At 41.3% G+C, this 11,602-nt stretch carries 11 protein-coding genes; 8 read left to right on the top strand and 3 right to left on the bottom strand.

Annotated elements, in window-relative coordinates:
- The first annotated feature begins 205 nt into the window (after window positions 1-205).
- Window positions 206-1,003, top strand: a complete 798-nt coding sequence (locus G1O98_RS21355; protein ID WP_163931552.1) for a superoxide dismutase — start codon at window positions 206-208, stop codon at window positions 1,001-1,003.
- A 115-nt stretch (window positions 1,004-1,118) separates the two neighbouring features.
- On the opposite strand, the gene G1O98_RS21350 is transcribed toward G1O98_RS21355, so the two are convergent.
- A complete protein-coding gene (locus G1O98_RS21350; protein WP_175586797.1) occupies window positions 1,119-2,435 on the bottom strand; it encodes a hypothetical protein in 1,317 nt (438 codons plus the stop codon).
- A gap of 110 nt (window positions 2,436-2,545) precedes the next feature.
- On the bottom strand, window positions 2,546-3,184 hold the full coding sequence (locus tag G1O98_RS21345; RefSeq protein ID WP_163931548.1) for a hypothetical protein: 639 nt from the start codon (window positions 3,182-3,184) through the stop codon (window positions 2,546-2,548).
- A 1,010-nt stretch (window positions 3,185-4,194) separates the two neighbouring features.
- Between G1O98_RS21345 and G1O98_RS21340 the strand changes: the two genes are divergently transcribed.
- The 4 genes from G1O98_RS21340 to G1O98_RS21325 all read left to right on the top strand — a co-directional run bounded on the left by G1O98_RS21340 (window position 4,195) and on the right by G1O98_RS21325 (window position 8,731).
- Window positions 4,195-4,623: a hypothetical protein gene (locus tag G1O98_RS21340; protein ID WP_163931545.1), complete on the top strand. Its 429-nt coding sequence runs from the start codon at window positions 4,195-4,197 to the stop codon at window positions 4,621-4,623.
- Between the two features lie 956 nt (window positions 4,624-5,579).
- The gene (locus G1O98_RS21335; RefSeq protein WP_163931541.1) at window positions 5,580-6,938 is read left to right on the top strand and encodes an amino acid permease; all 1,359 of its coding nucleotides are present in this window, start codon (window positions 5,580-5,582) and stop codon (window positions 6,936-6,938) included.
- A gap of 104 nt (window positions 6,939-7,042) precedes the next feature.
- The gene (locus G1O98_RS21330; RefSeq protein ID WP_163931538.1) at window positions 7,043-7,702 is read left to right on the top strand and encodes a class I SAM-dependent methyltransferase; all 660 of its coding nucleotides are present in this window, start codon (window positions 7,043-7,045) and stop codon (window positions 7,700-7,702) included.
- A 219-nt stretch (window positions 7,703-7,921) separates the two neighbouring features.
- On the top strand, window positions 7,922-8,731 hold the full coding sequence (locus tag G1O98_RS21325; RefSeq protein WP_114080999.1) for a glucose 1-dehydrogenase: 810 nt from the start codon (window positions 7,922-7,924) through the stop codon (window positions 8,729-8,731).
- Between the two features lie 106 nt (window positions 8,732-8,837).
- Here the strand turns inward: G1O98_RS21325 and G1O98_RS40775 are convergent, their stop codons facing one another.
- Entirely contained in the window at window positions 8,838-8,966 is a 129-nt protein-coding gene (locus G1O98_RS40775; protein ID WP_275941789.1) for a hypothetical protein, read from the bottom strand.
- A 79-nt stretch (window positions 8,967-9,045) separates the two neighbouring features.
- Between G1O98_RS40775 and G1O98_RS21320 the strand changes: the two genes are divergently transcribed.
- From G1O98_RS21320 to G1O98_RS21310, 3 genes are all read left to right on the top strand, one after another.
- Window positions 9,046-10,455: a glycoside hydrolase 100 family protein gene (locus G1O98_RS21320; protein WP_175586796.1), complete on the top strand. Its 1,410-nt coding sequence runs from the start codon at window positions 9,046-9,048 to the stop codon at window positions 10,453-10,455.
- Window positions 10,456-10,683: 228 nt separating this feature from the next.
- Window positions 10,684-10,986: a hypothetical protein gene (locus tag G1O98_RS21315; RefSeq protein ID WP_163931535.1), complete on the top strand. Its 303-nt coding sequence runs from the start codon at window positions 10,684-10,686 to the stop codon at window positions 10,984-10,986.
- Between the two features lie 105 nt (window positions 10,987-11,091).
- Entirely contained in the window at window positions 11,092-11,565 is a 474-nt protein-coding gene (locus G1O98_RS21310) for a hypothetical protein (protein ID WP_163931532.1), read from the top strand.
- Window positions 11,566-11,602 lie beyond the last annotated feature (37 nt).

Here is an 11,602-nt window from a genome sequence, read left to right as displayed (position 1 = left end):
TTATTAGATAATTTTTGCTGGCAATGGAGATTTTGGGGTGTGTTAAATAGCCCCATACACTTGTAGTGATTAATTCTATTATTTTGATAATTTTTTGCTCTAGTTACCTGATAAAGTAGTATATATATCTGGGTTAAGTGGGCTATCAAAAAATAGTCTCTCATCAGATTGCAAGCCAATAATATTGATTTTGAGGCTACAATTTATGATAAGATTTTTGCGAAAAAAAATAGTTTTTTTCTTCACAACAATTGTGCTGGCAATTCTGCTAATTTCTCATCAACCAGTACTAATAGCTGAGGCACAATCTTCTACACCAACACCAACGCCTGCTAGGTCATTTCCCCCTGTAGCTTATCCTAATAGGTCACTAAGCGCTTTCCCTGCACAGCTACCACCATTGCCTTATGGTTATGGGGCATTGGGAAAAGCTATTGATGCTGAAACGATGAAATTGCATCATGATGCACACCACGCTAGCTACGTCAAGAACTTAAATGATGCATTAAAGCAGTACCCAGATTTGCAAAAAAGAAGTGTTGAAGCTTTATTAGTGGATTTGAACAGCGTACCTGAAGATATTCGGACAAAGGTACGTAATAACGGTGGTGGTCATCTCAACCACACCATTTTTTGGCAACTGATGAGTCCCGACAGTGGTGGACAACCAACGGGAGCGATCGCTCAAGAAATTAACCAAACTTTTGGCAGTTTTGATGCCTTTAAAAAACAGTTTAACGCAGCAGGTGCCGCTCGCTTTGGTAGTGGTTGGGTTTGGCTAGTACGCAATCCTCAAAATCAACTCCAGATTGTTACTACAGCAAATCAGGATAATCCAATTATGGATGGTTTCTATCCGATTATGGGTAACGATCTATGGGAACATGCTTATTACCTTAAATATCGCAACCGTCGGGCTGAGTATTTGAATAATTGGTGGAATGTTGTGAATTGGCCGCAGATTAACAGGCGATCGCAACTGTCATCACAACAACCTCGTTAGCAATACTATCAGGGATATCAAACCGTTTATAGAAATCTTTATAAAGCTACCTCTAGAGGTAGCTTTACTTATAGCACTGCTACCCTTCTACATTCCTTTTTAACCAGATGTCTAATTATGAATTACGGATTTTTAAAGACCGATGTTTAGAACGAACTATGTATAGTAGAACAATTAGCAATACAAGTGCTTTGATCATTGATGGCTCCACTACCTTCTTCACTTCCGTAGGGGGTTTAGGAGTAACATTACACGGAATCTCAATTATCTGTGTGTGATCGGAGCCACTACCACTAGGAGTCAGATCACATTCGCCTTTGCTGGTGAGAGACAAAGGTGTAGGTGGAGGTGTAGGTGTAGGTATAGGTGTATTTTCTGGAGGAATAGATGTTTCGCCTGAAGAAGTATCGCCATCCATCAATAGAATCATCGCTATAACAAGAGCTCCAATTCCTAGTGGCCAGAGTGGAAAGGAATCAGGGCTGTCTGCTAGGACGACTTCTCCCTCAGAGCCGGGGATATCAAAGGCTATCGTTTCTCCATCCAACGGTACTGGACTGTCACTAACCAACATATCTCCTGGGATATCTTCTCCCAAAAGCTGATTAAATTCTTCTGGAATCGCGTTGTTGGGTCGTCCGAGTTCCCCACCATCTTCGGAGTATGGATAGGATAGTAGTTCAAAAACCCTCTTTTCGAGTTGGTTTGGATCTCCAGAATTCAACGCATCTAAGCCTGTAGAGATTTTATTTATATAAAAATTCGTCATCTCTGGCGACAGACCTAAAGATTGAATTTGCTCCTTAATGTTGGAAATTTTCGAGGCTTCCTCAAACAGCAGTCGTCCGTATGAGAATTTCAAGTCTAGTAGTCCATCACGGAGGCTGACCGAGTTATTGCCTCCTGAATATGGAGACCAGTAGAACTGGTTTGTTACTAGTCCGAGTCCTTCTACTGGATTGCGACCAAACTGTTGTCCAAGAAGGTATTGAGAGCTATCCATGATTGCGGGTGATTCGTTTGCCCAAAAAGAGGCGAAAGGTACCGCAGGGAGATTGGGATTGTTACCGTAATAGCTAGCAAAATTCTGGAAATTTTTTTCCCCACCGGCTGCTCGAATCAGGAGGTTTTGATAAGTACTCCCACCATTTAATTCCACTAATCGTTGGATTACCGATCCAGTTTTATTGCAGGTCAAACCAAATCCCACATTACATCCAGGAATGACTCGCATCTGGTTCAAATTCTGGTTATTGATTTGGTACTGGAGATACTCAGACTCCAATCCTTGTTGGATACCATAGCGTCCAATATTGAGTTGTGCAAAAGCAGACTGACACGTAGTGAGTCCTACTGCGAGAGATGAGAATGTGATCGTTGCAAAACGAACCGTTTTCGATATTGCAATTGTTTGAAAAATTGATTTAGGCAAGATGCACCTCCAGTAAACGACAGCAATTTAATTGGGCTGGGAATTCGGTATTGGTTCTTCTCCCCAATCTCCAGTCCCCAACCCTAAGTCAGCAATCCCCACTCCCGAATTCAACTCTTAGGTAAATAAATGTTGATCGTGATTCCGGTACCTTTGAGATTCCCTGATGAGAGTGTGTGATATAAGACCATTCCTCGATTTGGTTGATCGAAAAGAAATGCACGACGTGTAGGTTTGATCTTCCCTTGCTTTACTAAGGAAACGAAGGCTTCTAAATATCTACGTATACCTTTGCGGTTCTCTTGAGTCGTATTCAGATGATGCTCGATCAGCATCATAAAGAAGTTCAAGCTACGATTTTCTTGCCCCTCAATCAGACTACCTTCATCTAGAAAAGAACTTGCTATGAGCCTGTTATCCACTCGTTTAACCTTAAACAGAGTAAAATAACGCCCTTCTTTTTTCGGATCGTTTGCATAACAGACCCAAGAACCCTCTGTATTTTGGGTAAAACCTTGTTCAGCAAGGTAAGAAAGCAAAGAATTATTGGCCTTAGTCTGTGGTGGAGGTAATAAATCTTCAATGGGATCTAAAGAGCAAATCCTCTGTGTTGTTTTCCGTTGAGACACAGCAGCCTCCTGGATACGGAGGCGCAGGGGCTTGTCAGCAGACATTGCCATGCTAGACATTGCAGCCAATACAGACACTTGGAGAGCGATCGCTCCAATTAAACGAACAATGATATTCATGTTTTACCTGTTACTTTTACTTACGTTGTCAATAATCAAGTCGTTACTAAATCAGGATTGATTTAGCAGTCCTAAACCATTTGTTAAATTTAAGTGTTTGCCTCATCTGATCGAGGTCGCTTAAGTTTTCACCAGTCAAATAGGAATTGTATATATAGGTAACTAAGCACAAAGATAATCAGTATCTAAAGAAAAGACACAATCTTAATGTTTTATTGGCAACAAAAAACGTGCTTTCTGTTACTTTTATGTATACAAAAAACCCTTGACATTGCGTCAACACTTTTATATTTACTGTTGTCTAATTTTTTGCCGATGCTAAGAGGTTTTTATGCCTTCTTCGCTGGCTATCATGATTCCTAAAAAAGGGCTTTTTTAGCTCTTTAGTATCTTATATAAGCAGAGTTTCAAAAGCTCTGTGCTTTGCACATTGCTGCTTTTGGTGATTTCCTTGCTGGGTTGAATAACTTTTTGTTTTTTGGAGGTAGCACGCCTGACTAGCTGTTTCAGCATGGTCGTAAGTTGATGTATAAATAATATCTCCTGACAGTAAAATAATATTACCATGAGCTTGAGACATGCAACTGTATTGTGGACAGTTATCAAAGTTGTACACAGTAAATCGTCACTACCTCTCTATGAAATTTCATGGCAAATAGCTGAGAGTCAAAGTCCATTTACTTATATATCGTTAGTATTTTTAAAATATAGTACTCTTGTTCTTAGACTATTCATTTTTTTGTCTTAAATGTAACTTGCATTTAAAAGGCATACGTATATCAAGATATTCTTATTGCTGGATAAGCTTGATTATCTGAACTTTAAGCTAGAAGCGATCGCATCATATCCTGACTTTTCACGGCATCTGGAAAACCTCACTTCTATTTCTCTCTCCTCTTAGGAGAGAGACTTTGAATTTTCCCCCTCCCCAATACATCAAGAGGATAAAAAAAGCGTATCTTTGACTACAATTAAGATATTAACTTGGTATTTTTATAAGCCTTGACAGTATGAATGTGGAATTTTTTAACAGGATTCCTTTTATGCCTTTAGTATTACTATGGCTAGCTTACACTCTCCTGGGATGGTATCTTGCTGCTAATCATATTGTTTGGTTAGTGGGAGCTTTTGTGGCTTCTATGGTTATAGTTATTGTGCGAAAGAGTACTTCTTGGTTAGAGCGTTTAGTTGAATTTGGATCTCAAACTTTAGCTGTCATATTATTTTTAAGTATATCAATTGCTTTTGTAGCAACTTGGTCGCTATTATTAAGGCTTTTTCTCATACCTTTAGCAACTACGATTTTAGCTGATTTGGAAATGCGCTTTTCTGGCTTTAACAAGCTAGATTCATTCTGGATTTTAACGGTTATAGCAGTATTAGGTTTGGTTGTGGGTGAATTAATCGATATTCTACTTTTTCCCAGTAGTAGATACTAAAAAATTAAGAGGATGTTTGAAAAGTTCTTTTCTTGGTAGCAAAACGTTTTAGATCCCCCTAAATCCACGCCAGTTGCTCATGGGGGAAACCCCCTTCTCTACGAGACGCTCTGCGAAGGCGCTAGCCTCTCCCTTTGGGAGAAGACCGCACTGGCTCCCCTTAAAAAGGGTGACTTTGATTCCGGTTCCCCCCTTTTTAAGGCTACTGTGTATGCACAAGTTCTAAAATCCTTGCCTGGTAGGATACAAGCCTTAGTAGGCAAGGTTTTGAACCGAGCAAGCTAATTATCAATAGTGTCAGCTTATTGATATAGGTTTAACGGATAATCTTGGATTTTAAAAAAAATTTTCCGTTCTTTTGTGTCTATGTGATTCCCAACTCAACTTGTGTATACACGGTAGCTTTTTAAGGGGGGTTAGGGGGGATCAATAAGTGCAAAGATACAGCCAACCACTTTTCAAACAACCTCTAAGAGTAAAAAGAAATTTTTATGATTTATTACTCGTTAATCCCTACTAATCTCAAATTTTAGGTGATTACTAGTAGTTCGCCAAGTGAACTTGGCGGGGTAAAGGGAAAGGGGGAAGGGGGAAAGGTTTTAAATCCCTTACCCTTTCCCCTTTCCCCAGACCTCACATAGCATTTTTGGGTTGGCAGACTACTAGATCATCTACCTGCTTATCGAAGCAATGCACGATTTCCCACTATTAGTCAATCATTCTCTAGATTAATTTGACATTCTCCCCACCTTGCTATGAAAAGCAAAATTGAAGCGATCGCTGTAGGTACATTGATCTGAATGTGGCGAGATGGATATTACCGCTTGAAGACATATCACTGATGATTGTCATTTTTGAGTCACATTTGTTTTTAACCATAGAGACATAGGTAAAACAGTGCAAAAAAAGATGAAACAAAGCGGAGAGTTCCCACTCAACACTAGTAAGGAAGTGACGTGAGTAGACGTAAAGACTACAGTTTGCTTCAGCAGACAGCAACAACTGAAGTAGCAACACCCAAGCCATCACTGACATTACCAGATGCAGTGGCTCTGATTGTCGGTATTGTCATCGGGGCAGGGATTTTTGAAACCCCGGCTTTAGTGGCAAATCAAGCAGGTAGTAATATTGCTGTACTGCTTTTTTGGCTAATTGGCGGTGTGGTATCTCTGGTAGGAGCGCTGTGCTATGCAGAGTTGGCAACTGTCTATCCCGATGTTGGTGGTACTTACTATTATTTGAAACGTGCATTCGGGCGGGGAGTTGCCTTTTTATTTGCCTGGGCGCGGATGACAGTAATTCAAACTGGTTCCATTGCTCTGTTGGCATTTGTTTTTGGCGATTATGTTTCTCAGATATGGCGGCTAGGAACGTTTTCGTCTTCTATTTATGCAGCCATCGCGATCGCACTTTTAACTGCTTTGAACATCATCGGTTTGCAGCAGGGGAAGTGGACGCAAAACTTGCTAAGTGCAGCAAAAGTTCTGGGTTTGTTGCTGGTAGTGATTCTTGGGCTTACCGCCATTCCTAATTCTGCTCCCCCTGGAGAATCTGCATCATCAGGAACCTGGGGATTAGCGATGGTGTTTGTGTTGTTGTCTTACGGCGGTTGGAATGAAGCGGCTTACATCTCCGCAGAAATTCAAGATGGACGACGTAACATTGTGCGATCGCTAATGTGGAGTATTGGGATCATTACAGCCATTTATTTGCTAATCAATCTGGCTTACCTACGGGGGCTAGGATTAGCAAACATGGCCCAGTCGGAAGCAGTAGCCGCAGATTTAATGCGCTCTCTTTGGGGCGCACCGGGAGCCTTGTTTATTAGTGTATTGATTGCGATCGCTACTTTAGGAGCAACCAACGCCACAATCTTTACCGGAGCGCGTACCAACTACGCACTGGGACAGGATTTTTCGCTATTTGGTTTTATGGGACACTGGAAACAGCGTCCAAGTAGTCCCACCTATGCCTTATTCTTGCAAGCAGCGATCGCTTTAGCATTAGTTTTTTTAGGCACGCTCACCCGCAAAGGCTTTCAAACAATGGTGGATTACACCGCCCCAATATTTTGGTTCTTCTTCTTGCTTTCTGGCATATCCCTGCTGGTATTGCGAATCCGTGAACCCCACATAGCACGACCATTCCGTGTACCATTTTATCCTTTTACACCATTGCTCTTTTGTGCCGTCTGCGGTTACTTGCTTTATTCCAGCTTGGTTTATACAGGCGTGGGAGCAATTGCAGGTGTTTTAGTTGTCGCAGCAGGTATCCCCCTGTTGTTCTGGAATAACTATCGCCAAGGTAGGACTTAATACAATTTTGGATTTTGGGTCGCACTTTGGTGCGCTTCTAGCGCAACTTAAACCTCATGTGAGTTGTTTTACTAACTACAACTACCGAATCAAGTAAAAAATTTATGAACTTCAAAAAAATTCTGTTTTTACTGGTTACAGGCGTTAGTATCAGCAGTTTGGGAATTGCTGGGTGTACGCCAACACAGCCAAATTTGGAAGCTGGGATACAACCTTCTACTTTAACGGGTCAGACCGAAACTGAAACACCATCTGCAACAACTCCTACAACTCAACCACAAGAACGCGCCGGCGATGTTCCTTATGTACCTACACCACAACCAGTGGTAGATGCAATGTTGCAAGTGGCAAAAGTGGGTAAGAATGATGTGCTTTATGACCTTGGTAGTGGTGACGGAAGAATTGTCAACACTGCGGCACAAAAGTTTGGTACGCGTGGTGTTGGCATAGATATCAATCCTGAACGTATTAAAGAAGCTAATGATAATGCTCAAAAAGCAGGAGTAACCGATCGCGTCAAGTTTGTGCAACAAGACTTGTTCACCACTGATTTTAGTGAAGCAACAGTAGTTACACTTTACTTACTGCCAGAGGTTAATGCTAAACTCCGTCCGAAGCTGTTGAAAGAACTCAAACCTGGTAGTCGCATTGTCTCCCACGCCTTCGATATGGGCGATTGGAAACCACAGCAGACTCTAAATGTAGAGGGAAAAACTATTTATTACTGGGTAGTTCCTGAACAAGTACCAGCGAATTTGCGATAGGAACTAACCAATTCGTAATCTAAGAGGCATCAGATTCAAGTTGAGTTTCCATCTCTTGGATCTGTAGCCTAATTTTTAAGAATTGATTTCCTAAATTCAATTTTTTTAACTTTAAATTACCTCCATTGGGGGTTGACAAAACAATTTTAGATATTTAAAAGAATAATCTAAAATTCAAAATTGTTTGACTAAGTTCAAATTCAAGCAAGGTCAGGAAATATGATAGGGTTAAAGGGAAAGAATGCTTTAATTACAGGTGCAACTTCAGGAATTGGTCAGGCGATCGCTATCAGACTCGCTCAAGAAGGGTGCAACATCGCTATCAATTACCGCAAAAGCCCTGAAGCTGCGGTAGACACAGAAGAAATGGCATTGCAAAAAGCCTGCGGAAATATCGAAAATTGTGGTGTGAAGTCACTACTACTTCAGGGTGATGTCTCCCAAGAATCAGACATTATCGAGATGGTCAACACCGTAGTAAAGGAATTTGGCAGTTTAGATATTCTAATTAACAATGCTGGGATTCAAATAGAAAGTCCATCCCACGAAGTTACGACAGCAGACTTTGACCGAGTAATTGCAGTCAATCTCCGGGGTGCTTATCTCTGCGCCCGTGAAACTATTAAACACCTCCTATCTCTAAATCGTTCGGGGGTGATTATTAATATTTCCAGCGTTCACGAAATTATTCCGCGACCGATGTATATCAGTTATTCCATTAGCAAAGGCGGTATGGAAAACCTGACTAAAACCTTAGCTTTGGAATATGCCAACCGAGGTATTCGTGTCAACGCTATTGCCCCCGGAGCAACAATTACACCAATAAATCAAGACTGGATAGATAACCCTGAAAAAAAGGCGATTGTGGAAAGTCACATCCCAATGGGACGTGCTGGCTCTTCAGAGGAGATGGCAGCCGCAGCAGCTTTTTTAGCTTCGGATGAAGCCGCCTACATCACCGGACAAACGCTATTTGTAGATGGTGGATTGACTCTATATGCTGACTTCCGGGAAACCTGGTCAGCTTGAGGAAGAGGCTAGGGGGCAAGGTGTGGGAGGTGTGGGAGGTGTGGGAGGACGGGGAAGAAGTCTTACTCCCCACACTCAAAAAGCAAGTTATATCAGGGCTTTGCGATTAACAAGCGTGCCATTCACACATGATCACCCCTGTTGCGTTAGCTTCCGGTAGAGTACGAGAACCACGCTTGGTTGTTGTGGGGGACTCAAACCCATTTTCTGCTCCACAGATGGAGAAAGAGGTCATTTCCCCCTGCCTTTTTGTTGAGTAAGGCTGGCGTACTTTCCATAATTAAGCCGATACATACCATTATTAGTGGAATTAAATGCCCATGACTAGCACCATCGATAAGAACAGTCAACTGGAAGCAGAAGCTTGGGAATTATTGGAAGAGTCGATAATTTATTACCAAGGGAAACCCATCGGGACTGTAGCCGCCCACGATCCAGAGGCAGATGCACTCAATTATGACCAGTGCTTTCTCCGCGATTTTGTCCCTTCTGCCTTGGTGTTTCTCATGTATGGCAAAGCAGACATTGTGCGTAACTTCTTAGTAGAAACACTGAAATTACAAAGTCATGAAAAGCAGATAGACTGCTTTGAACCGGGAGCGGGATTAATGCCTGCCAGTTTCAAAGTACATTCTAAAGGGAATGAGGAATTTTTGGTCGCTGATTTTGGTGAGCAGGCGATCGCTCGTGTTCCCCCGATTGATTCTTGTATGTGGTGGATTCTCTTGTTACGAGCCTATGAAAAAGCTACAGGCGATTTGTCACTAGCGCGTCAGCCAGATTTTCAAGCCGGAATCAAACTAATTTTGGATCTTTGCTTAGTACATCGGTTTTCCATGTACCCAACAATGTTAGTTCCCGATGGCGCGTTTATGATTGACCGTCGTATGGGAGTCTACGAACATCCTCTAGAAATTCAGGTGTTATTTTATGCGTCCTTGAGGGCTGCTAGTGAATTGCTTTTATCAGATGGAAATGGCGATACTTACCTCGGCAAAGTCAATAGGCGATTGGGGTCTTTGAAATATCATATCCGCAACTATTATTGGCTAGACCTGAAGCGATTGGGGGAAATCTATCGTTACAAAGATAACGAATTTGGTAAAGAAATTGTTAATAAATTCAACATCAACTCAGAATCAATTCCTGGTTGGTTGACCGAGTGGTTGCCAGAAACGGGAGGATATTTAGCGGGAAATCTGGGGCCGGGACGGATTGATTTTCGCTTTTTTGCTCTGGGAAATCTGATGGCAATCTTAACTTCCTTAGCAAGCGAAAAAGAATCTCAAAGCATTATGAATTTATTCGCCCAACGTTGGCAAGACTTGATCGGCTATATGCCTGTTAAAATTTGCTTTCCCGCAATGGATGGTTTAGAGTGGAGAATTGTTACAGGATGTGACTCTAAAAACAGGGCTTGGTCTTATCACAATGGTGGCAACTGGCCAGTTTTACTGTGGTTATTTGCGTCGGCGGCGCAGAAAGCAGGTCGAACAGAACTTGCTCAAGCAGCGATCGCTATTGCCGAAAGGCGTTTATTGAAGGATAAATTTCCTGAATACTACGATGGCAACAATGGCCGTTTAATTGGCAAAGAAGCCAGAATTTATCAAACTTGGAGCATTGCTGGATTGCTGGCTGCTAAAAAGTTTGTAGAAAATCCAGAGTATTTGGAACTAATCAGTTTTGCAGAGGGTCTTGAAGTCCCAGGCTGTAGCCTGTAGGTATTTAGCGTTGTCATTATCAGGGTGTCTCTACTAACTATTTTCCCAGTCCCCAGTCTCCCCTAGTCCCTAGACCTCTTATTTAATCATGAGAAGGGAAAAGTAACCTCAAATTCTCAAAGACTCGATAACTGATACACTATATTGTAAGAGGTATCTGAAGTGTCATACTTAGTAATATCATCAGATAGTCTTTGCATCCTTAACACGTTTTAACGTGTATAACACATGAAAACTACTTCAGATTTAATTCCAGAATTTGAAAAACTATTCAGACAGAAATTACAACTAAATAATTGTAAACTCAGAAAAAAAAGACAAGAGAATAATTATGAAATTATCACTCCAGCTAAAGACATTTTTTTGATGTATTGGTCTGAATTCCCAGAAGTTAGCTTAATATATCAGGCTGTAGGGGTACGCACTCAGCAGACTAGTGTTTATGAACGTGCTATCCGCTTGCACATTAGTTCTTGTTTGAGTAGTATTCAGGAAAATCCTACCTCTGAAACACCATTATTGGTGAAATAACTAATACTTAGATAATCCACATAATATTTACTAAACTCTCGCCAGTTTTTGTAATATAACTGACGAGGGTTTTTCACCTAAAATCTGTTGATCGTAGAGATAAAAATGCAATCTGAAAAAAATCAAGATCCAGATCAGCTAGATTATAAAACCTTGTTAGCCAATGCAAAGCAAGCCTTAAAACTTGAATATCATAAATCAGCCGCTTTAGCGTCCCAACTGCAAACCATAAAAACTCAGTTAGAGCAAGTTCAGGCTGAAAATAAAACTCTCAGGGAAAGTGCTTATGAAGATGTAGTTAAGCACTTTGAGGCGCGGACTCAAGCAGCAGAAGCACTCGCATTAAAAACAGAAGTACACCAAAGATTCCTTGAAGCTAATGGTTGCAAGGATGATGAGAGCTTTGATACTCTATGGGATAGCATTAAAAATAAGATTCAGATCCAAGACGGCGAAGTGAGAATCGTTGCTCAAAATGGCACTCCCAAATTCACCTTAACGGGTAGCATGATGACTTTGAGGGATTTTATTCAATCCCTCAAGAAAGACCCAATCTCGGAAAAATTTTTCTTGAGCTAGAGAGCCAAATTAATCAAAGGCTTTCGCTACAAGTAGA

The organism is Nostoc sp. UIC 10630 (assembly GCF_010747425.1).
Lineage (GTDB): Bacteria > Cyanobacteriota > Cyanobacteriia > Cyanobacteriales > Nostocaceae > Nostoc.
This window is presented reverse-complemented; position numbering and strand designations above follow the sequence as displayed.